At 61.8% G+C, this 20275-nt stretch carries 20 protein-coding genes; 9 read left to right on the forward strand and 11 right to left on the reverse strand.

Annotation, left to right across the window (positions count from 1 at the left end):
- Positions 1–8: 8 nt before the first annotated feature.
- The gene (locus ACYPYQ_RS08330) at positions 9–416 is read right to left on the reverse strand and encodes a hydrogenase expression/formation C-terminal domain-containing protein (RefSeq protein WP_459722724.1); all 408 of its coding nucleotides are present in this window, start codon (positions 414–416) and stop codon (positions 9–11) included.
- Positions 413–889 (reverse strand): HyaD/HybD family hydrogenase maturation endopeptidase, encoded by a 477-nt coding sequence (locus tag ACYPYQ_RS08335; RefSeq protein ID WP_459722726.1) that lies wholly within the window; start codon positions 887–889, stop codon positions 413–415. The genes ACYPYQ_RS08330 and ACYPYQ_RS08335 overlap by 4 nt, the downstream gene beginning before the upstream one ends.
- A gap of 82 nt (positions 890–971) precedes the next feature.
- Here ACYPYQ_RS08335 and ACYPYQ_RS08340 point away from each other — a divergent pair, with 82 nt between their 5' ends.
- From ACYPYQ_RS08340 to hypE, 4 genes are all read left to right on the forward strand, one after another.
- Complete coding sequence (locus ACYPYQ_RS08340) at positions 972–1208, forward strand: HypC/HybG/HupF family hydrogenase formation chaperone (RefSeq protein WP_459722727.1); 237 nt, start codon at positions 972–974, stop codon at positions 1206–1208.
- Positions 1201–2298 carry a hydrogenase formation protein HypD gene (gene hypD / locus ACYPYQ_RS08345; RefSeq protein ID WP_459722729.1) on the forward strand — a complete coding sequence of 366 codons (1098 nt, stop codon included), beginning with the start codon at positions 1201–1203 and terminating at the stop codon, positions 2296–2298. Before ACYPYQ_RS08340 ends, hypD begins: the two co-directional genes overlap by 8 nt.
- Entirely contained in the window at positions 2291–4507 is a 2217-nt protein-coding gene (hypF, locus tag ACYPYQ_RS08350) for a carbamoyltransferase HypF (RefSeq protein ID WP_459722732.1), read from the forward strand. Before hypD ends, hypF begins: the two co-directional genes overlap by 8 nt.
- Positions 4508–4668: 161 nt before the next feature.
- Complete coding sequence (gene hypE / locus ACYPYQ_RS08355; protein ID WP_459722736.1) at positions 4669–5673, forward strand: hydrogenase expression/formation protein HypE; 1005 nt, start codon at positions 4669–4671, stop codon at positions 5671–5673.
- On the opposite strand, the gene ACYPYQ_RS08360 is transcribed toward hypE, so the two are convergent.
- The 3 genes from ACYPYQ_RS08360 to ACYPYQ_RS08370 form a co-directional block, all read right to left on the reverse strand.
- Positions 5674–6039, reverse strand: coding sequence for a TusE/DsrC/DsvC family sulfur relay protein (locus tag ACYPYQ_RS08360; protein WP_459722739.1), 366 nt, complete (start codon positions 6037–6039; stop codon positions 5674–5676).
- 281 nt (positions 6040–6320) lie between these two features.
- Positions 6321–6806: a hypothetical protein gene (locus tag ACYPYQ_RS08365; RefSeq protein WP_459722743.1), complete on the reverse strand. Its 486-nt coding sequence runs from the start codon at positions 6804–6806 to the stop codon at positions 6321–6323.
- A gap of 363 nt (positions 6807–7169) precedes the next feature.
- Positions 7170–8780 (reverse strand): hypothetical protein, encoded by a 1611-nt coding sequence (locus tag ACYPYQ_RS08370; RefSeq protein WP_459722746.1) that lies wholly within the window; start codon positions 8778–8780, stop codon positions 7170–7172.
- Positions 8781–8914: 134 nt separating this feature from the next.
- Here ACYPYQ_RS08370 and ACYPYQ_RS08375 point away from each other — a divergent pair, with 134 nt between their 5' ends.
- The 3 genes from ACYPYQ_RS08375 to arfB are packed head-to-tail and all read left to right on the forward strand — an operon-like array spanning position 8915 to position 11178.
- Positions 8915–10546, forward strand: a complete 1632-nt coding sequence (locus ACYPYQ_RS08375) for a peptide chain release factor 3 (protein WP_459722749.1) — start codon at positions 8915–8917, stop codon at positions 10544–10546.
- Positions 10546–10761, forward strand: a complete 216-nt coding sequence (locus tag ACYPYQ_RS08380; protein WP_459722752.1) for an RNA-binding S4 domain-containing protein — start codon at positions 10546–10548, stop codon at positions 10759–10761. The genes ACYPYQ_RS08375 and ACYPYQ_RS08380 overlap by 1 nt, the downstream gene beginning before the upstream one ends.
- Positions 10762–10764: 3 nt before the next feature.
- Positions 10765–11178 (forward strand): alternative ribosome rescue aminoacyl-tRNA hydrolase ArfB, encoded by a 414-nt coding sequence (arfB, locus tag ACYPYQ_RS08385; protein WP_459722754.1) that lies wholly within the window; start codon positions 10765–10767, stop codon positions 11176–11178.
- Position 11179: 1 nt separating this feature from the next.
- On the opposite strand, the gene ACYPYQ_RS08390 is transcribed toward arfB, so the two are convergent.
- From ACYPYQ_RS08390 to ACYPYQ_RS08405, 4 genes are read right to left on the reverse strand one after another with little or no spacing between them, the layout of a single operon-like run.
- Positions 11180–11953 (reverse strand): endonuclease/exonuclease/phosphatase family protein, encoded by a 774-nt coding sequence (locus ACYPYQ_RS08390; RefSeq protein ID WP_459722759.1) that lies wholly within the window; start codon positions 11951–11953, stop codon positions 11180–11182.
- Positions 11954–12007: 54 nt separating this feature from the next.
- Entirely contained in the window at positions 12008–12724 is a 717-nt protein-coding gene (locus tag ACYPYQ_RS08395) for a DNA alkylation repair protein (protein WP_459722764.1), read from the reverse strand.
- Position 12725: 1 nt separating this feature from the next.
- Complete coding sequence (locus ACYPYQ_RS08400) at positions 12726–13355, reverse strand: class I SAM-dependent methyltransferase (protein WP_459722766.1); 630 nt, start codon at positions 13353–13355, stop codon at positions 12726–12728.
- 1 nt (position 13356) lies between these two features.
- Entirely contained in the window at positions 13357–14859 is a 1503-nt protein-coding gene (locus tag ACYPYQ_RS08405) for a helicase HerA-like domain-containing protein (RefSeq protein ID WP_459722770.1), read from the reverse strand.
- A 185-nt stretch (positions 14860–15044) separates the two neighbouring features.
- Here ACYPYQ_RS08405 and ACYPYQ_RS08410 point away from each other — a divergent pair, with 185 nt between their 5' ends.
- Positions 15045–17258 carry a TonB-dependent receptor gene (locus ACYPYQ_RS08410; RefSeq protein ID WP_459722771.1) on the forward strand — a complete coding sequence of 738 codons (2214 nt, stop codon included), beginning with the start codon at positions 15045–15047 and terminating at the stop codon, positions 17256–17258.
- A 100-nt stretch (positions 17259–17358) separates the two neighbouring features.
- Positions 17359–17565 carry a hypothetical protein gene (locus tag ACYPYQ_RS08415; protein WP_459722775.1) on the forward strand — a complete coding sequence of 69 codons (207 nt, stop codon included), beginning with the start codon at positions 17359–17361 and terminating at the stop codon, positions 17563–17565.
- A gap of 88 nt (positions 17566–17653) precedes the next feature.
- Here ACYPYQ_RS08415 and ACYPYQ_RS08420 read toward each other — a convergent pair whose 3' ends face one another.
- Together ACYPYQ_RS08420 and lipA are read right to left on the reverse strand one after the other, a co-directional pair.
- Positions 17654–19123 (reverse strand): tetratricopeptide repeat protein, encoded by a 1470-nt coding sequence (locus tag ACYPYQ_RS08420; protein WP_459722779.1) that lies wholly within the window; start codon positions 19121–19123, stop codon positions 17654–17656.
- Positions 19124–19265: 142 nt separating this feature from the next.
- A complete protein-coding gene (gene lipA, locus ACYPYQ_RS08425) occupies positions 19266–20207 on the reverse strand; it encodes a lipoyl synthase (protein ID WP_459722782.1) in 942 nt (313 codons plus the stop codon).
- Between the last annotated feature and the right edge of the window lie 68 nt (positions 20208–20275).

Raw genomic sequence — 20275 nt, forward strand, 5'->3', positions numbered from 1 at the left:
GTGTCACCTCACTTTTCTTGCGACAGGGTGCGTTGCAATCTTTCCAGACCATCCTGCACATCCTCCGGCTGACTGTGCAGAATGGCGGGTACTGCGGCGATCTCGATCAGGTCGGCGATCACATCACCTTCCACGTTGTAATGGGTCACCCACCACACGCCCGCGTAATGCGTCTCGTAGAGTTCTGAATCGCCGATGGTCTCCAGCCGTGCCGAGACTTCCCCGCGCCCCAGCGCGGTACGCAATGCTTCATATTCCGAGGGGGAGAAAGGCAGACTCTTCAGGTCGATAATTGCCGTCTCGCCGCTGGCGATGAAACGCTCCAGACGGGTGGCGATCTCGTTGAGCACTGCATCGACACTGCCTACCGAATTCAGGTCGGCGGCCACTTTGATGGAAATGTCGTCCAGACTCATCGCCACCCCTTCAGTATCTTCATCGCTTGGGAGCAGACCTGTGGCAGGGCGGCGGCAACAGCAGGTGAGGGATGTTCGCCCCAGTCTATCCTGTCGGGCTGGATGCCGATCAAGGCGCGGCGTGGCGGCAGGTGGTCGGCCAGATGGGCGATGGCCATCAGGTCTAGCAGGCTGACCTCGTGCACGCTGCGTTTGCGGTTGCTGCCCAGGAATTCATCCATCGCCTCGCCTTCGAACACCTGCGAATGACCGGGGGCAGCATTGAGGTTTGCTGCGTCGATGACGATCAGGCGGGAAGTATCCTCGATGGCAGAGGCCAGGCTGAAACTGAGGGTGCCGCCGTCGAGGAAGGTGATGTCGTCGCGATCCGAGAGGGCCTCGCGCAGATGGTTCATCGCATGGATACCCGCGCCTTCGTCCTGCAACAGGCTGTTGCCGATACCGAGGATCAGTGTGTTTCCAGGTTCACGCATGACGAAGGAAATGGTGAGCGGGCGACGGACGCAATCTAGCATTAGAATGTGACGACTTCAATCAAACATTTGGTGTAACCCCATGTGCCTCGGCATCCCCATGCAGGTCGTCAGCATCGATGGCTACAACGCGCGCTGCGAGGCACGCGGTGTGTCGCGTGACGTGAGCCTGTTCCTGCTGCAGGGCGAGGAGGTCAAGGTCGGCGACCATGTGATGGTGCATGTCGGCTATGCCTTGCAGGTGATGACCGAGCAGGAGGCACGCTCCACCTGGGAGCTGCTGGACGAGGTGCTGGCGGCAGAGGGCAACGATGCTTGATGCCCAAGCCTGGCTGACCCGCATCCATGCGCTGAAACTGGAGCGCCCCGTGCGTATCATGAACGTGTGCGGCGGGCACGAGCGTTCCATCTCCATGGCTGGTCTGCGCACGGCCTTACCCGAACAAGTCCAATTGATTGCAGGCCCGGGTTGCCCGGTGTGCGTGTGTCCGGAAGAGGATGTGTATCAGGCGATCCAGCTTGCCGTGCATGCGAACGTGATCCTGGTCGCGTTCGGCGACATGCTGCGGGTGCCGGTGAACGTCCCCAAGGGTGAACTGCGCTCGCTGGAGCAGGCCAAGGCGGCGGGCGCGGATGTGCGGCCCATCGCCAGTCCGCGCGAGGCGGTGCAGATCGCACAGCAGCATCCTGACCGGCAGGTGGTGTTCTTCGCCGCCGGTTTCGAGACCACCATGGCGCCGGTGGCGGCGATGTTGCTGGAAGGCGTGCCGGACAATCTCTCGCTGTTGCTGTCGGGTCGTCTCACCTGGCCGGCAGTGGCCATGCTGCTGGATTCCGGTGCGCCGGGCTTCGATGCGCTGGTTGCGCCCGGCCATGTCTCCACCGTGATGGGGCCGGAAGAGTGGCAGTTCATCGTGGACAAACATCACATCCCCGCTGCCGTGGCCGGCTTCACGCCGGTGTCGCTGCTGGCGGCGATGTATTCGGTGCTGCGCCAGCTGGTGGAGGGGAAGCGGTTCCTCGACAACTGTTATCCCGAGCTGGTGCGTGCCGGCGGCAATCCGGCGGCGCAGCGGCAACTGGCGCAGGCGTTCGAGGTGAGCGATGCCAACTGGCGAGGCATCGGCATCATCCCGGCTTCCGGCTATGTGCTGGCGCCGCGCTTCGCGGCACAGGATGCGCGCACGCGTTTCCCCGATTTCAACGATGCCGCACGCAAGCGCGCCGGGCAGATGCCGCCGGGCTGCGATTGCGCGCAGGTGGTGCTGGGCCGCATCGCACCCGATGCCTGCAAACTGTATGGCACGGCCTGCACCCCCAAACAGCCGGTCGGGCCGTGCATGGTGTCCGACGAAGGCGCGTGCCGCATCTGGTGGAGCAGCGGCGTGAGGGCGCGGGAGCATGCCTGAAGCGCGGCGCTGGCTGCTCACCGGCCGAGTACAGGGCGTCGGCTTCCGGCCTTTCGTATTCCTGTTAGCGCAACGTCATCGCCTGCGCGGATTCGTGCAGAACCGTGCCGGGCAAGTGCTGATCGAGGCGGCAGGCGATGCGCAGGCACTGCACGATTTTGCGCAAGCCTTGCTCGCCGAAGCGCCGCCGCTGTCCCGGCCGCAGATCGCCGAGACGCGCGACATCGCAGTCGGAGAATGGACACATTTCGAGATCCAAGACAGCGCGGCGGATGATGCGGCGGACATCCACGTTCCGCCCGATCTCTACCTGTGTCCGGACTGCCAGCGCGAGATGCTGGACCCACAGGATCGGCGCTATCGTTATCCCTTCATCAACTGCACGCAATGCGGGCCGCGCTACACGCTGATCGAACGCATGCCGTATGACCGCGCCAATACCACGATGGCGCACTTCGCGCTGTGCGATGCCTGCCGTGCCGAATACGAAGACCCGACCGACCGACGCTTCCACGCCGAGCCCATTGCTTGTCCACAGTGCGGGCCGCAGCTGCGCTTCGTTGCTGGCGGGGAGAGGTTGCAGCGCGAATTCGCACTGCAAGCGTGCATCGCAGCGCTACGTAGTGGCGATATCGTCGCGGTGAAAGGCATCGGCGGCTATCACCTGATGTGCGACGCGACGAACGTGGCGGCCATCGAAAGATTGCGCACCCGCAAACAGCGGCCGCACAAGGCACTGGCAGTGATGTTCAGCGACATGGCGGCGGTGCGTGTCGCGCTGGAAGCCGATGCGCAGGCGGAAGCCGCGCTGTGCGATGCCTCGCGTCCCATCGTGCTGTTGCGTCGTCGGGCGGATGCAACATTGCCCGACGCCATCGCCCCCAGCCTGCGCGAGGTCGGCGCGATGCTGCCTTACAATCCTTTGCATCATCTGTTGCTGGAGGCGCTGGGCGTTCCGCTGGTGGCGACCTCGGCCAACCTCAGCGGCGAACCGGTTCTGACCGATGCGGCCGAAGTGGAGGCGCGCCTGGGCGCGGTGGCCGATGCCTTTCTGCATCACGACCGCCCCATCGCGCGCCCGGCGGACGACGCGGTGGTGCGCATCATCGCCGGGCAACCGCGCCTGATCCGCGCCGGGCGCGGCATTGCCCCCATCGAACTCGAACTGCCGTTCGAACTGGCGCAGCCGACACTGGCCGTGGGCGGACACATGAAGAACACCATCGCCCTCGGCTGGGGCAGGCGCGCGGTATTGTCGCCGCACATCGGCGACCTCGATGCGCCGCGCAGTTTGCACGTGTTCGAGCAGGTCGTCGCCGACCTGCAGCGCTTGTATGGCGTGACGGCAGAGCGCCTGGTGTGCGACGCGCATCCCCATTACGCCAGCCGCCGTTGGGCGCAGCAGCAGGGACTGCCGGTGCACCCGGTCTGGCATCATCACGCCCATGCCGCTGCGCTGGCACTGGAGCATGGCGCAGACAACACCTGGCTGACCTTCACTTGGGATGGTGTGGGATTGGGCGAGGATGGCACGTTGTGGGGCGGCGAGACGCTGCATGGTCGCATCGGCGACTGGCAGCGCGTCGCCAGCCTGCGTCCGTTCCGCTTGCCCGGCGGCGAACGCGCGGCGCGCGAACCCTGGCGTGCCGCAGCCGGGCTGTGCTGGGAGGCGGGCGTGGCGCGCAACTTCCCGGTGGCGGATGCGGCGCTGTTGCACACGGCCTGGCAGCGCGGCCTCAACGCGCCGCTCACCAGTGCGGCGGGAAGATTGTTCGACGGCATCGCGCATCTGCTCGGCCTGCTCGACCACGCGAGCTATGAAGGGCAGGGCGGCATGCTGCTGGAGCACGCCGCCGCAGGCGATGCCGAGGCGATCACGCTGCCCGTGCAGTCGGATGCCAAAGGCGTGTGGCCCATCGACTGGCAACCCTTGCTCGCCGCCATGCTGCGCGACGATGTGCCGCAAGCGACGCGTGCGATGCAATGTCATCTGAGTCTGGCGCAGGGCATCGTGGCGCTGGCGCAACGCTTGCACGCGCAGCGGCCGTTCGATGCAGTGGGACTGAGCGGCGGCGTGTTCCAGAACAAGTTGCTGGCGGAACTGGCGTTGCGGGGCTTGCGTGAGGCAGGGTTCGCGGCGTTCCTGCCGCAACGTCTTCCGTGCAACGATGGCGGTATCGCTTTGGGACAATTGATGGAGGCGGGATAGACACATGATTCTCCATAAAAACCCCAAGCACGTCATTCCGGCGCAGGCCGGAATCCAGCGGTTTTCTAAAAAGGCATCCGCACGCAAGTGCGCGACACTGCACTTGTATCTTTACTGGACACCAGCCTTCGCCGGTGTGACGAATGATTGGAGATCCATGCATGGATGACACACATATCAGTCTGGCGCACGGCAACGGCGGGCGCTACATGCGCGAACTCATCGCTGCCGTGTTCGCGCGCCATCTCTCCAATCCATTGCTCGACGTGCAGGTGGATGCGGCATCGCTGCCGGCGCTGGATGGAGTGGTGATGGTGACCACAGACGGTTTCACCGTGCAGCCGCTGGAGTTTCCCGGCGGCAGCATCGGTTCGCTGGCGGTACACGGCACGGTGAACGACCTCGCGGTGTCGGGCGCGACGCCGCGCTATCTCACGCTGAACGCCTTCATCGAAGAGGGCATGGAGATCGCACAACTGGATCGCATCGTCGCCGATCTGGCGCGCGCCGCGCGCGAGGCCAATGTGGCGGTGGTGGCGGGTGACACCAAGGTGCTGCGGCGCGGCGAAGGCGGCGGGCTGTACCTCGCCACCACCGGCGTCGGTGTGCGGCCGCCGCAGCTGCAACTGGGCATGGAGCGCATCCGCGACGGCGATGCGATCCTCGTCAGCGGGCCGGTGGGCGACCACGGCATCGCCGTGCTGCTGGCGCGCGAGCAGTTCGGCTTGAGCGGAGACCTGACATCGGATGCCGCCAGCGTGTTCCCGCTGGCGCAGGCGCTGCTGCCGCTGGATGGACTGCACTTCATGCGCGACCCGACGCGGGGCGGACTGGCGACGGTGATGCATGAGATCGTGCGTGCCACCGGGTGGCAGGTGAACCTGCAGCAGGAACGCATCCCGGTGCGCGAGCCGGTGACGGCGGTGTGCGAGATGCTGGGTTACGACCCGATGTATCTCGCCTGCGAAGGGCGGCTGGTGGCGGTGGTGGATGCTGCCCAAGCGGACGCGGCGCTGGCGCGGCTGCGCGCATTACCGCAAGGCGAGGGCGCAGCCATCATCGGGCACATACTGGCCGGGCGTGCACAGGTGGTGCTGCACACCGGTTTCGGCGGTCAGCGCATCCTCGAAGAACTGGAAGACGATCCGCTGCCGCGCATCTGCTGATCACATCACGCTGCCGAAAGAGAGGTCCTGTGCATGCGGCGGCACGGGCAGGCCGGCGATGCGGCTGGCCTGGCTCACCGGGCCGCGCGGGAACAGCTGGTACAGGAAGCTGCGGCCGTGTTCCTCGCAGAACCGTTCTTCCAGGTCGCGCAGCACCTCGCGCGCACTGTCCTCGTTGCCGCGCTCCCGATAGCGTTCGCGCAGGTAGAAGATGACTTCCCAGTGTTCTTCGTTCAGCTCCAGCCCTTCGAGCTCCGCTGCGCGGCTGGCATGTTGCGGCGACCACTGCACGAGCTCGGACATGTGGCCTTCTGGATCGTGTTCGTAACGTTGCGGATTGCTGATGATCTTGTTGATGTCGAGCATGATGGAACCCTCCTGCTGACGTGGGCGGGCAGGAAGCCCGCCGCAAGGCCATCTTCAAACTCCTGACTGTTATTGTCAACAATGTGCGGGGCAGGGGTATTGGGGGATGTGCTGCTGGGTGTGGATGGCGGGAGTTCGGCCAAAGCGGACGTTTTAGGTGAATTTGAATTACTTCCGGTTTGCACTCAAGACCAGCCTTCAACGTGCAGCTAAGGGGCGCGCCGAAGGCGCGTCCCAGCGACCGGAGGGAGCGAACTTGAGCGTAGGGTTAGGCGTATTTTTCATTGATTGTGAAGAACAGTGGCAATAATTGACTCTGAATACTTTGGTCGATCATGGTAAGTCACTATTGCTGTAAGGTGAGTAGTGGTACCTGGAACCCAGTTTGAGAGATTTACCAGCCAAGTTTGGCAGTGAGCGGAATGTGACCTCTTGTAGCTTTGGTATTTGATTTGAATTTGCGTAGGTTTTATCTCTTGACCATTAGCTGTGAGAACAACACTTCCTTTGTTGATGCTCTCGGTTAGTTGTTTTTTGGTGTCTCTGCAAAAACCAGCCCCCCACGCGACTATATTTTCTGGTTTTATTTCGCCTATGCATGACGTGCCGCTATCGGTTTTTGAACAATTAAAGCTTTCTAGGTCTGAGAAGAATTTGATGTCTTGAGCATTACTAGATGTCGGTTTGCTAATAACCACAGGCGTGGCTGCAAAAGCTAATCTTGGGGTAATCACGCAAATGAATAGCGCCAGCAAAATATTTTTCATAGGATGACTTGGTGATTGGCCTAACGTTAACTAGACACAAAAAGTGTCTGATAATCTGGAGCGGTGTGACGGATAATCTGGCGATGCATAGAACATCCTGTTGATTCTTAAAGTAGTGCCAATCATAAACACACCATCCCCAACAGAAAAAGCGACATCATGATTTTTCGCAGCTTAAGCTGCGTTTGGGCGCTCACCGTACCTGCATGGAGTTAGGGCGTCAACAGGCCTGATGGCCTATGTATATTCTGTTGATCCAGTATTTTCAGCTGGTGCGAATGGCTGCTAAAGGCACATAGCGGAAGTTCTGAAGATCATGTCTCAAGGGCGGCTTAGGCCGAGCAGCAGTCCAAACCAATCGATTCACAACCACTCGAATCCCGCCTGCTCGAAATCCTCTCCCTCCGCCAGCAAGGCCGTGAGTTTGATGTCGCGGCTCTTCTCGCCCATCATCATCTGGTGGTGGGTGTCGACAACGAACTTGCCGGACTCCATCAGCAGGGTGGCGTGCAGGTAGCTGTTGTGTTCGTCCGGCAGCAGGATGACGGGCAGATAGTCATAGGAGAACGAGCCTGAGCTGCTTTCCCAGTTGGAGACGCGTTCCGCACCTTTGCCGAGCACGCGTATCCACACAGAGGCCGGTTTCTTGGTGAGGATCTCGATGCCGACATGGACTTTGCCTGCGCTGTCGGTGTGCAGTCGGCGGATCATGCCGACCCACCATTGCTGTGCGTTCGCCGGTTTGAGCGCGCACAGGTCGCCGATCTTGATCCATGCCCCTTGTGTGCCGCCGAGTATCGCGCCCAGCCCGGTACCGCTCATGTTGGTGATGCTCCAGGTCTCGGTGGTATAGGCGATCTCTTCCTGTGCGACCAGGTCTATCTTCGCGCGTTTGCGCGCGTCGTCAGCGTCCTGCTCGGAATCGTGTCCGGCATCGATATGGGTGACCAGCTGGCTGATTATGCGGAAGCTGTGCGCGACCTCTATGTCGGCGTGGATCGCGCGCCGTTCCATGTGGCGCTTCGGCGGCTCGGCGGCCCAGTAGGTCATCAGGTGTTTGAGCACGGTGAGTTTGCCCGCCGGGGTGAATTCGCTGCCGAAGCGGCGCTCGCGCCAGATGGGGTCGTTCTCGTTCTGTTCGACGATCTTCTGCAACGCGGACACGGCTTTTGCGGCGCTGAAGAATCGAACACTTTCGGTTAGGGGTTTATCGCGCTCGGCGCGGTGCGGCGGGGCCGATCCGGCGAGGTCGAACTGGTAGGGGAAGTCGTTCTCGCCCGTGCTGGCGATCTCGAAGAAACTGTTCATGCGTCCGGCGATGCGGTAGCTGACTTCGAGCTGGTCGGCGGCCAGCGTCTCTGGCGAGGAGATGAACATCACCAGCGCATGCAGCAATTCGCGCTGCGGGCTGGTGTGGATGACATGGCCGGGATAGGCCAGCACCATCGTCTCGCTGCATTGCGTCTGTTCGGCGAAACGGTATCCCGCATACAGCATGCCCCAGGTGGCGGTGCCTATGTCGAGATAGCGCATCAGTTCCAGCTTCATCTGCGCGGCCACTGCTTGCAACTGCCGCACGCAGATCAAAGGCATGCGCTCGACGAGCTCACGGGATGGTTTGGCTGTCTTCCGGTATTCGTCGAGACTGGCGCTGTAGGCGGCGGCGAGCGCCTGCGCGAAAGCGCGCATGCCTTGCCACTGGTGCAGTCCGTGGAAGTCGCGCAGATGGGGCGCTTCGAGGTAGCGATGCAGCAGTTCGGTCTGCAGTTTCTGGCCGGCCTCGTCGATGCGCATGATCACGTCCGTGCGCAGCTCGGGTGTGAAGCCGGTGGCATCCTTGATCGATTCCAGCCAGAAGGTGATGTCCTCCAGCGCTTTGCGCGGGTCTTCTTCAGGCAGTTCGCCGAGGAGGCGCTGGGTCTCGCTCAGGTCGTACAAGGGGTGATCCGGTCTTTCGCCGAACAGTTTGAACATGATGTACGCGGCCTCGTGTGTGTCGACAGGGGGATGATATAGCAGGGCATGGCAGCAGAGGTAGGTGGTTAGACATTCAAGCTGCAAGCCTTTAGACTTGCGCCCCTTTGCAACGCAGCCTCAAGGTTTTCCCCATGAATCAGGAAGTAAGCCCATCCAGCGCACTCCCGACCAGGTCGCAGATCGCGCGCGAAGTCGAGCGCCGCCGCACCTTCGGCATCATCTCCCACCCGGACGCGGGCAAGACTACACTGACCGAAAAGCTGTTGCTGTTCTCCGGCGCGATCCAGCTGGCCGGCGCGGTGAAGGCGCGCAAGAGCGGGCGTCATGCCACCTCAGACTTCCTCGAGATCGAGAAGCAGCGCGGTATCTCGGTCGCTTCTTCGGTGATGCAGTTCGAGTATCGCGACCATGTGGTTAATCTGCTGGATACGCCGGGCCACCAGGATTTCTCCGAAGACACCTACCGCGTGCTCACTGCCGTGGACTCGGCGCTGATGGTGATCGACGCGGCCAAGGGGGTGGAAGCACAGACCATCAAACTGCTGGACGTGTGCCGCATGCGCGACACGCCCATCGTCACCTTCATGAACAAGATGGACCGCGAGGTGCGCGACCCGCTGGAACTGCTGGACGAGGTGGAGTCGGTGCTGAAGATACAGTGTGCGCCGGTCACTTGGCCGCTGGGCATGGGCAAGACCTTTCGCGGTGTGTATCACTTGCTGAAGGACGAGATCCTGCTGTTCACGCCGGGCGAGGAACGCGCCGACGGCGAGGTGGAGGTCATCAAAGGTATCGACAATCCCGTGCTGGTGGAGCGCTTTCCGCTGGAGATCGAGCAATTGAAGATGGAAGTGGAGCTGGTGCACGGTGCGTCGCACCCGTTCGACATCCAGGCCTTCCTCGCCGGCAAGCAGACACCGGTGTTCTTCGGTTCTGCCATCAACAACTTCGGTGTGCGTGAGATCTTGAACGCCTTGCTGGACTGGGCACCCGCGCCGCGCGAACGCGATGCCACGCTGCGCAAGGTCGATCCGAGCGAGCAGAAGTTCTCTGGATTCGTGTTCAAGATCCAGGCCAACATGGATGCCAACCACCGTGACCGCATCGCCTTCTTGCGCGTGTGTTCCGGCCATTTCGAGCGGGGCATGAAGATGAAGCATCTGCGCATCGGCAAGGAGATACGCGTGTCGAGCGTGGTGACCTTCATGGCCTCCAGCCGCGAGCAGGTGGAGGAGGCCTACGCCGGCGACATCATCGGCCTGCCCAACCACGGCAACATGCAGATCGGCGATAGTTTCTCCGAAGGCGAGGCGCTGCAGTTCACCGGCATCCCGTATTTTGCGCCGGACTTCTTCCGTTCGGTGCGCATCCGCAACCCGATCAAGGTGAAGCAGTTGCACAAAGGGCTGCAGCAGCTGGGTGAGGAGGGTGCAGTGCAGGTTTTCAAACCTATGGACGGCGGCGACCTCATCCTGGGCGCGGTCGGTATGCTGCAGTTCGACGTGGTGGCCAGCCGTCTGCAGGGCGAGTACGGGGTGGACGCTTTGTTCGAGAGCGCCAGCGTGAGCACTGCGCGCTGGGTGACCTGCGACGATGCCAAGGTGTTCGGCGATTTCCAGAAGGCGCTGTCGCACAACCTTGCCATCGATGCGGCGGGCAATCTGGCTTATCTGGCACCGAACAACGTCAACCTGAAACTCACTCAGGAACGCTGGCCGAAGGTGGTGTTCCATACCACGCGCGAACACGCGGTAAAGCTCTGATGCAAACAATCGATTTCCAGTTGCGCGGCGAATTCATCGCGCTGAACGACCTGCTCAAGCTGACCGGCGTGAGTGACAGCGGCGGCGCGGCCAAGGCGCTGGTGGCGGACGGGGTGGTATCGGTCGACGGGCAGGTGGAGTTGCGCAAGACCGCCAAGATACGCGCCGGGCAGGTGGTGGCACTGACCGGTGTGCGAATACGGGTGTTTGCCTGATCCATGCTGTACATCGCCCACAACGTCGTCATCCCGGAGCGAGAGATCGAACTGACTGCGGTGCGCGCGCAGGGCGCGGGTGGGCAGAACGTGAACAAGGTGTCGAGTGCGATGCATCTGCGCTTCGATATCCATGCCTCGTCCTTGCCGGATGAGATGAAAGCGCGCTTGTTGCAGGTCAACGACCAGCGCATCACCAAGGACGGCGTGGTCGTCATCAAGGCGCAGGAGTTCCGCAATCAGGAACAGAACCGCAACGAGGCTTTGCGTCGTCTCAAGGCATTGCTGCAATCTGCAGCGGAAAAGCCCAAGCCGCGCATCGCGACCAAGCCATCGCGCTCGGCGAAGAAGAAACGGGTCGAAGGGAAAGTGTTGCGCGGCCGGGTGAAGGCCCTGCGCGGCAAGGTCAGCGACTGAATCAGTCTTTCAGTTCCAGCTCCACCCGCAACAGGTGGTGGTCGGAACTCGGGGTCGGGATGACCTTCTGGTCCACGCAGCGCAATTGCTGGTTGAAGAACACGTGGTCCAGCACCAGCGGCATGCGCCGCCAGGTAATCTCCGACCATTGGGCGGTGCTGAAGCCCGCTTCCTCGAACTGTTCCACCAGCGTCTCATGGCCGCTGACGTTGAAATCCCCTCCCAGCAGCGTCGGCAGGTCGGAGCGCCGCAACCGGTCGACGACCATCTGGCGTTGTTCGGGATGGTTCGAGCTGGAGGTCTTGAGCATGAAGAAGGCCAGCAGGTGTGTGTTGAACAGCTGCACGGTCTTGCCGCCGATCTGGGTCTTGGCGCCGATCAGCAGGCGGTCGGTCGGCGTCTTGGTCTCGCCGTTGAAGTTGAATTCGATGGGCGGCGAGGGCAGGTCCAGCCGTGTGGTATCGAACAGCTTGCTGCGCGAGAAGATGGCGAGGCCGATACCGAAGGGCAGCTCGCGTACGTCGGCTTTCGGGTAGCTGAAGTAACTGTCGTATCCGGTTAGCGCAGCCTTCAGTCTCGTGTAGTTGGGGGGCGGGTCGAGTTGCTTGCCGCCGGGCTCGGCGTGTTCCACTTCCTGCAGCAGAACGATGTCCGCGTTCTGGCTTTTTATCTCGGCGATGGTCTGTTCAAGGTCAACCGGGGCGTGATCCGGATAGGCGTCATCCCATACCTGACCGAATTGCATGTTGAATTGAAGGACGCTGAACCGTGTCATGCTGGCTTGCGGGCGTTGAAGATTGGCGAACTTTATAGAAACAGTGGGTTGGAATCAAGCGATAGGGAAGGTTCTTTTCAGATATTGCTGGCGCAGTGCCGGGTCGAAGCGCTCGATCGCATAGCGCAGGGCAGTGCGCGGCAGGCGCGGGTAATGCTGCCGCAGGAAAGTCTCCAGCAATGGCTGGTCTCGTTTGCCCACTTCGCGCAGCATCCAGCCCACCGCCTTGTGCATCAGGTCGTGCTCGTCGCTCAGCAAGGTTGCGGCGATGCGCAGCGTGTCGCTGAAATCGTCGCGGCGGATGAAGTGGAAGGTGGCGATGATGGCGATACGCCGCTCCCACAGCGAGGCCGACTTCGCCAGCTTGTGCAGCAGCTTGCGCGGCCTGTCCTGCAGATGTCTGCCGACGATGTGCGGCGCGGAGATGTCGACCAGGTCCCAGTTGTTGATGCGATGCGTGTTGGCGAGGTAGAGGTCGAAGGCAGCTTGCCTCCCGGTATCGCCGGCACGTGCATAGTATTGCATCAGCTGCAGTAGCGCGAACACGCGCTCCTCGTGGTATTTCGAGTCGAGCAGGGTCTGCACCTCATCCAGTCCGGCATCGCGCTGCCGCTTCGCCAGACTGCGCAGCACCGGCACTTTGATGCCTATGAACACATCGCCCTCGCCGTATTGTCCCGGACCGGTCTTGAAGAAGCCTTGCTGGATGCGCGCGATCTCGGGCGAGGCGAGGGCGCGCAGTTGTCTCTGGATAGGGAGCAGGGCGGCCATCTCAGGCGAGGCGGGCTGCGATGAGGAAGATGGGGAACTCGCGCGTATTGCCCGCTACTTCCTTGCGCACCACCGTTGCGGTGGTATCGCGCACGTCGGTGTAACCTTCGGCGAGCAGCAGCCGGCGCAAGGCGGCGCGGTCGAAACCGAGATGGAACACGCCGGTGTTGTCGCCGTGGAATGCGCCGTCCTCGGTGTCGAGGTCGGCGAAAGCGATCTGGCCGCGCGGCCTGAGTAGCCGCTTCCATTCGCGCAACAGCGCGGCGGTGTCGGGGATGTGGTGCGTCACCATGCTGCTCACAATCAGGTCGTATTCGCCTGCGGCATGCGCGCCATGTTCGAAATCGACCAGCTGCGCGCTGACGTTGCCGGGCTTGAGTGTGGTGATCTTGTCCTGCAATACCGCGATCATCGCGGGCGAACTGTCCGCCCCGCACACCGAGCGCACCTGCGGCTGCAGGCGCATGGCGATGAGACCGGTGCCGCAGCCGTAATCGAGCACATCCATCTGCGGCGTGAGTTGCACCATGCGAAGGATGGCGTCACCCACATCCTGCGCGATCTTCAGCCGCGTGGGATTGCTGTCCCAGCGCGAGGCGACGCCCTCGAAATCCCGTCTCACCTGTTCCATGTCAACGACGGCGACGGGCGGACGTACTGCCGCCCATCAGCGACCCCAGTACGCCGCGTATCAGTTGACGCCCGAGTTCGGCACCGACGGTGCGCACCACACTCTTCACCATGGCCTCGCCCACACCCTGACGGCGCGAACTGCCGCCTCCGAGGAGTCCGCCCAGCAGTCCGCCGCCGGAGGCTGCGGGCGTGGTGCTCTCCGTCTTCGCTTCTGCCGCCTGCTGTTCGGCGGCGCGTCCTTTCAGCATCTCGTAGGCCGATTCGCGGTCCACCGCCTTCTCATACACGCCGGCGACGATGGAGTTGGCGATGATGTCCTTGCGCTCGGTTTCGCTGAGCGGACCGATCTGCGCGCGCGGTGGCACGATCAGCGCGCGCTCCACGATGCCGGGCGTGCCCTTCTCGTTCAGCGTGGAGACCAGCGCCTCGCCCACGCCGAGTTCGGTGATGACGGCTTCCTCGTCCAGTGCCGCGTTGTCGCGCATGGTCTGGGCGGCGGCGCGCACCGCCTTCTGGTCGCGTGCGGAGAAGGCGCGCAGCGCGTGCTGCACACGGTTGCCGAGCTGGCCGAGGATCTTGTCCGGCACATCGGCCGGGTTCTGCGTGACGAAATACACGCCCACGCCCTTGGAACGGATCAGGCGCACCACCTGCTCGATCTTGTCGACCAGCGCGGCGGGCGCGTCGTTGAACAGCAGGTGCGCTTCATCGAAGAAGAACACCAGTTTGGGTTTCTCCAGGTCGCCCGCCTCGGGCAGGTTCTCATACAGTTCCGAGAGCAGCCACAGCAATAGCGTCGAATAAACCTTGGGCGACTGCATCAGCTTGTCGGCGGCAAGGATGTTGATCACTCCCGCGCCGCGGTCGGTCTGCATCAGGTCGTGGATGTCCAGCATCGGCTCGCCGAACAGTTGCTCGCCTCCCTCGTGGTCGAGCTGTAGCAGGCCGCGCTGGATGGCGCCTATGCTGGCGGCGGAGATGTTGCCGTACTCGGTGGTGAATTCCTTCGCGTGCTCGCCCACGTACTGCACCATGGCGCGCAGGTCCTTGAAATCCAGCAGCAGCATGCCGTTGTCGTCGGCGATCTTGAATACCAGTGTGAGCACGCCTTGCTGCGTGTCGTTCAGGTTCAGCATGCGGCCCAGCAGCAACGGCCCCATGTCCGACACGGTGGCGCGCACCGGATGGCCGAGCTTGCCTTCCACGTCCCAGAACGTCACCGGGTAGCTGCGGTGCTCGAAGTCATCCAGTTTGAGTTGCTCGACGCGCGCCTGTACCTTGGCGTTGCCGCCGCCCTGTTTGGCCACGCCGGAAAGGTCGCCCTTGATGTCGGACAGGAACACCGGCACGCCGATGCGGCTGAAACTTTCGGCGAGCGATTGCAGCGTCACCGTCTTGCCGGTGCCGGTCGCGCCGGTGATCAGGCCGTGGCGGTTGGCCATCTGCGGCAGCAATAGCAGTTCGTGCTGGTCGTTCTTGGCGATGAGCAGTGGGGCGGTCATGCGTATCCTTGAAAGGTTTGAGTTGTCCTGCCTGGGCCGGCAGTCTGGATGGGGCGCAATTATGGTGTCAGGGATGGTTTGCTGCAATCACTCGCTGGCGGAGGCTATATCCTGCTGCGAGGGTTATATTGCTGCCGCAGGAGAATGGGCGGATACAATGCATCCGATTCAAATCGGGAGTCGTCATGAGGAAGGTATGGTGGTGTGTAGCGTTATGTCTGATCGCGATGTCCTCGCAGGCCGACGGATTCAAGGTCAGCGGCCAAGTGTTCGAGAAAGGGACTGGACGGTCACTGCAGGGGGCGCAGGTCACGGTGCGGGACTTGCCGGGTAGTGCTGCCGAGAGCGATGCGAGTGGCAGTTTCGAGATCGACTTGCCGGGTTACGGAGATTTTGAGCTGGAGCTTCGTTATGCGGGTGTTCCGCTCGTGCGGGCGGTGCATCTTGAGCCGGGGGGACAAGTCCCTGTGCAGACTTTTTATGTTCGACTTCCGGAGACCTTGCGCGAGATGGTGGTGACGGCGCCGCGTTCACCGGACCGGGTGAGCAAGAGCGTCATCAGCGGCAAGACCTTGAGCAGCATCGCCGGTTCGGGCGGCGATCCGCTGGCCGGGCTGCAGGCCATGCCGGGCGTGGTCGCGGTCAACGGCAGCAGTGCCCCGGCGGTACGCGGCTCCGGCCCCGGCGACAACGTGTATTACGTGGATGGTCTGGTGATCGGCAAGTTGTTCCATTACGGTAGTCTCAGCGTGTTCAACGCCGACCTGATCGAGGACTTCAATCTGTACAGTGCGGCGTTCAGTCCCCACTATGGCGATGTGACCGGCGCGGTGATCGATGTCGCCCTGCGCAAGCCGCGCACCGACCGCCTCGGCGGCAAGGTCAATGTCAGTCTGATGGGTGCGGACTTTCTGGTGGAAGGGCCACGCAACGATGACCAGTCGTTCTATTTCGCTGCCCGCCGCAGTTATATCGACCTGTTCATCAAACAGATCGAAGACAAGGGCGTGACCATCCAGATCCCGCGTTACTGGGATTATCAGGGCAAGTATCTGTGGAACCTGAACGATGCGAACAAGCTCAGTTTCCATCTGCACGGCGCTGGCGACCAGCTCGCGCTGAATTTTTCGGCGACGTCCAATGCGGCGATCCGCGAACCTGTGCTGGCCGGGGATCTGTCTTTGTCCGATTCGGGGGCATCACAGGCTGTGATACTGGACAGCGTGCTGTCGGATACGACCCTCAATACCCTTACCCTGCAACACCGCACGCGCGATGCGAGCAACCGCATCGCACAGGCAGGCACTTTGGATCTCACCCAGGAAAGTCTGCTGTTGCGCGACCAGGTCCGGTTGGAGCTGTCTGCGGGGCATGAGCTGACACTGGGAGCGGAATTGGGTCAGACCAAGGTCACGGTGGATGCCGATCTGAACAACACCCCCTGCACGCAGTTCGACGCCAACTGTGACCTCACCACCGGGACGAGGGAGCAATTGAGAGATGCTTTTACGAGCCGCTTGCTGGCGATGTCGGTGCAAGACAGGAAGCGTGTGCGGGATGATCTGACGCTGGTCGGTGGCGTGCGTTATTCGAAGGAGGATTATCTGGATCGTAGCTACACAGAGCCGCGCGTAGGGGTGGAATGGGAGTGGAGTCGCGACACCCTGCTCACGGCAGGATGGGGCAGACACAACCAGATGCCGACCGGCCAGCAGATCGTGCGCGTGTTCGGCAACCCAGGTCTGGACCATATCCGCGCCGACCATCGCGTGGTCGGCATCGCGCAGAGACTGGATGCGGACTGGAACTGGAAGAGCGAGGCCTATTACAAGAGATTCAGCAATCTGGTGGTCAGCGACCGGACACTCAATTACATCAACGCGGCCAGCGGCAAGGCCTATGGTCTGGAGTTCCTGCTCAAGAAAGAAGAGACCGACAAGCTTTCGGGCTGGTTCGTGCTCAATCTCGCCAAGTCGCAGCGGCGCAACGATGTGACCGGTGAAGCCTTCCGTTTCGAGTATGACGAACCGGTGAACACGACACTGGTCGGCAGATACAAGCTGGATGAGGACTGGAGTTTCGGGTTGAAGTGGAACTATCATTCCGGCAGTCCCTATACCCCGGTCATCGGCACCAGCGGCAACTATCCGGATGGCCGCTTCATCCCCCGCTACGCAGGCATCAATTCAGGCACCTTGCCGGTGTACCACAAGCTCGACCTGCGGGCGGACCGTTACATGGTGATGGACCGCTGGAAGTTGAATGCCTACTTCGAGCTGAACAACGTCTACCGGCGCAAGAACATCGCGGGGTATACCTACAATGCGGATTACTCCACGCGCGAAGAGGTCTACACCTTCGAGCTGCCGATCTCCTTCGGTGTGCAGGGTGAGTTCTAGAAAAACGAAAAAAAAGCCTAAAGTATCTGCCAGTCGTGCCGATAAAACGTTCATGGATGAGCGGTAAAGCGTCCTTCGAACACATACAAGGAGGTCTATCATGGCAATAAACCCTGTAGATTCAAGCAGTAACTATGTATCGCAAGTGCAGCCCCAACCGCAACCGCGCGATGAACGGGAAGCGTTGAAGGTTCGCGATGACGCTGCAGCCAAGGCGGCTGCCGCCGCTCAGGTGACAGAGACACCGAAACCGACCGTGAACACGCAAGGCCAGACGGTGGGTTCCGTCATCAACGTGCAGGCCTGACCCGGTCGGAGCCGTCAGGTTCGCGAGGCGCACCCGCTTGGGTGCGCCTTTTTTCTGCCTGCAGAACCCGGCTCATCCGGGTACGTGATCATCGGGCAGCGCCGGCTTTGTCGATCGCCTCGATGCGTTTCTGGGCGTTCTTGCTCAGGCTGTGGTCCGGATGACGGGTGAGGAATTCGGCATACAGGGCGCGCGCTGCTGTCTTGTCGCCGAGTTTCTCTTCGGTGATCTCTCCGTTCTTGTATTCGGCTTTCACTGCTTCTTCGTGTTGCGGGGAGAGCGCCATGATCCGCAGGTTGATGTCTATCGCTTTGGCCCAGTCGCGCGTGCTGAACAACGCGAGCCGCTCGGCAGCCAGCAAAGCTTCCATACCTTCATCGCCCTTGAATAGTTCGGCCAGCTTGAGATGGCTTTCTATCGCCTGTGCAGGCTGTCTGGTCTTGTTTTGCTGGATGGCGGCCATAGCGCGCAGGGCGCGCAGGACGATCTGGTCATCCTTGTAGCGTGCGACGATGGCCTCGTTGGTCTTGATCGCATTGGGGTAATCCTGCATGTCCTCGTCATACATCGCCGCGAGCGCTTCATAACCCTGTTTGGTTTCGGCGGAATCGGGGAATTTGCTTATCAGCTGGTTATAGCTTGCTACAGCCTGGGGATAGGCGTGCATGCTCTTGCGCTGTAACGTTGCTTTGGCCAGCAGGCTGTGCGCGTGCAGCGGGCTTTCCGGATACAGGGCGATCAATTTGTCGAAGTGATGGATCCCGGACTGTGCATCCAGCAAGGCAGCCTGGCGTGCCCAGACATGCTCGATCTGGTCTTCCTGCAGCCAGCCCTGATTGGCTGACAGGAAGGAGTCGCAAGCTTCGGCTATCGGGCGGGCCCAATCCTTTTCCGGGTTCTCGCCCAGAAGGCGAAGTAATCCGGCCGTACGCGCTTCGCGTTCCCCTTGCAGGCTGCCGATCTTCTCGCCCAGGCTTTTCAGCAAGTCAGCCTGTTTCTTCAGCTCATCGCCAGCCATTGCCTGCAGTCGCTTGATGGCTTCCTGCTCGAAAGGCGTGCCGGGGTAGGCAGCGCGCAACAGGAGCAGATCTATCGCTGCAGCCGGATATTCGCCGATGCGTTGATGCACCTGTGCCATCAGCAGGTATGCCTCGGCAGTCTCCGGAAGTTCCGGGTGGCGCTCGGCAAAGCGGCGCATCTCGGCCAACAGCTCCGCGTCGATCGGGTTCTGCGATGACGTGAGCAATCGCGCGAACATGTTCTTCTTCACTTCGGTGGCCTTGACCGCAAGCCGTAACAACTCCAGCTTCCGGGGGGCGAGTCTTTGATGCAGGGCAGCCAATGTTGCACTGTCGGGCTCCGGCTCGGCTGCAACGGGGACGAGTGTGACCTCGGCGATGGGCGGGGCGTCAGGGATATCGCTGGTGGCGGGTGTGGCGGTTGGCTGTTCGACTGTCTCGCTAGTCGTCGTGGCTGGATCGGCATCGGTAACCTCATCCGCTGCCCAAGCCGTCGTGAGCGCCAACCCAAATCCCGCTGCCAGCAGTATCTTTCTCATACGCGATCTCCCTGATATGTATTTTTGTTATCGAATGGCGAGCGAGGTTAGCAGGCGCGCCGGAAGGTTACAACCGAAGGGTGTGCCGGGCTCAAGGCTGATCGCTTGGCAAGGTTGCCGGGTCTTGGCTACAGCGGCTGTCTTACAAGGTGATGCCGGCTTCCTCCGCCTGGATGTCGGCGAAATAGCTGCTGCGCACCATCGGCGCGCAGGCGGCGTGCGAAAAGCCCATCTTCTTCGCTTCTTGCTCGAACCACTTGAAAGTCTCCGGCGTGACATAGCGCAGCACCGGCAGATGGCCGTTCGACGGTTGCAGGTACTGGCCCAGGGTCAGCATCTCCACATCATGCGCACGCAGGTCGCGCATCACTTGCAGCACCTCCTCGTCGGTCTCACCCAGTCCCAGCATCAGGCCGGACTTGGTGGTCACCTGCGGGAAGCGCGTTTTGAACTCTTTCAGCAGTTTGAGCGAGTGCGCATAGTCGGCCCCGGGACGTGCCATGGGATACAAGCGCGGCACGGTCTCCAGATTGTGGTTCAGCACATCGGGCAGCTCGTCGGCCATGGCATCCAGCGCCACGTTGAGACGGCCACGGAAGTCCGGTACCAGCGTCTCCAGCTTGGTGGTGGGCGAGGCGGCGCGTATCGCGCGCAGGCAGGCGGAGAAGTGCGCCGCGCCGCCGTCGCGCAGGTCGTCGCGGTCCACGCTGGTGATCACCGCATAGCGCAGCTTGAGCAGGCCGATCGAGTGGGCGAGGTTCTTGGGTTCGTCAGCATCGGGCGGCAACGGTTTGCCGTGTGCCACGTCGCAGAACGGGCAGCGGCGGGTGCAGATATCGCCCAGGATCATGAAGCTGGCCGTGCCCTTGCCGAAGCATTCGCCGATGTTGGGGCAGGAGGCTTCCTCGCATACCGTGTGCAGGCTGTGCTCGCGCAGCATGCGCTTCACTTCGTTATACCCCGCGCCGCTGCCTGATTTCACGCGTATCCATTGCGGCTTGCGCAGGCGTTCCTGCAAGGGGATGATCTTGATCGGGTTGCGTGCGGTTTTGGCCGCACCGGTCTGTTTGGTGGTGTCGTTCATGGGACGGATTGTAAAGCATCCGAAATACCCAAGTATAAAAGTATGGTATATTTCTGCCCCGTAGCGTA

This window comes from Sideroxyarcus sp. TK5 (assembly GCF_054601595.1).

Excerpts from the sequence above, each read along its gene's own strand:
- ACYPYQ_RS08330 (WP_459722724.1), bottom strand. The coding sequence starts at position 416 with ATGAGTCTGGACGACATTTCCATCAAAGTGGCCGCCGACCTGAATTCG.
- ACYPYQ_RS08335 (WP_459722726.1), bottom strand. The coding sequence starts at position 889 with ATGCGTGAACCTGGAAACACACTGATCCTCGGTATCGGCAACAGCCTG.
- ACYPYQ_RS08340 (WP_459722727.1), top strand. The coding sequence starts at position 972 with ATGTGCCTCGGCATCCCCATGCAGGTCGTCAGCATCGATGGCTACAAC.
- hypD (WP_459722729.1), top strand. The coding sequence starts at position 1,201 with ATGCTTGATGCCCAAGCCTGGCTGACCCGCATCCATGCGCTGAAACTG.
- hypF (WP_459722732.1), top strand. The coding sequence starts at position 2,291 with ATGCCTGAAGCGCGGCGCTGGCTGCTCACCGGCCGAGTACAGGGCGTC.
- hypE (WP_459722736.1), top strand. The coding sequence starts at position 4,669 with ATGGATGACACACATATCAGTCTGGCGCACGGCAACGGCGGGCGCTAC.
- ACYPYQ_RS08360 (WP_459722739.1), bottom strand. The coding sequence starts at position 6,039 with ATGCTCGACATCAACAAGATCATCAGCAATCCGCAACGTTACGAACAC.
- ACYPYQ_RS08365 (WP_459722743.1), bottom strand. The coding sequence starts at position 6,806 with ATGAAAAATATTTTGCTGGCGCTATTCATTTGCGTGATTACCCCAAGA.
- ACYPYQ_RS08370 (WP_459722746.1), bottom strand. The coding sequence starts at position 8,780 with ATGTTCAAACTGTTCGGCGAAAGACCGGATCACCCCTTGTACGACCTG.
- ACYPYQ_RS08375 (WP_459722749.1), top strand. The coding sequence starts at position 8,915 with ATGAATCAGGAAGTAAGCCCATCCAGCGCACTCCCGACCAGGTCGCAG.
- ACYPYQ_RS08380 (WP_459722752.1), top strand. The coding sequence starts at position 10,546 with ATGCAAACAATCGATTTCCAGTTGCGCGGCGAATTCATCGCGCTGAAC.
- arfB (WP_459722754.1), top strand. The coding sequence starts at position 10,765 with ATGCTGTACATCGCCCACAACGTCGTCATCCCGGAGCGAGAGATCGAA.
- ACYPYQ_RS08390 (WP_459722759.1), bottom strand. The coding sequence starts at position 11,953 with ATGACACGGTTCAGCGTCCTTCAATTCAACATGCAATTCGGTCAGGTA.
- ACYPYQ_RS08395 (WP_459722764.1), bottom strand. The coding sequence starts at position 12,724 with ATGGCCGCCCTGCTCCCTATCCAGAGACAACTGCGCGCCCTCGCCTCG.
- ACYPYQ_RS08400 (WP_459722766.1), bottom strand. The coding sequence starts at position 13,355 with ATGGAACAGGTGAGACGGGATTTCGAGGGCGTCGCCTCGCGCTGGGAC.
- ACYPYQ_RS08405 (WP_459722770.1), bottom strand. The coding sequence starts at position 14,859 with ATGACCGCCCCACTGCTCATCGCCAAGAACGACCAGCACGAACTGCTA.
- ACYPYQ_RS08410 (WP_459722771.1), top strand. The coding sequence starts at position 15,045 with ATGAGGAAGGTATGGTGGTGTGTAGCGTTATGTCTGATCGCGATGTCC.
- ACYPYQ_RS08415 (WP_459722775.1), top strand. The coding sequence starts at position 17,359 with ATGGCAATAAACCCTGTAGATTCAAGCAGTAACTATGTATCGCAAGTG.
- ACYPYQ_RS08420 (WP_459722779.1), bottom strand. The coding sequence starts at position 19,123 with ATGAGAAAGATACTGCTGGCAGCGGGATTTGGGTTGGCGCTCACGACG.
- lipA (WP_459722782.1), bottom strand. The coding sequence starts at position 20,207 with ATGAACGACACCACCAAACAGACCGGTGCGGCCAAAACCGCACGCAAC.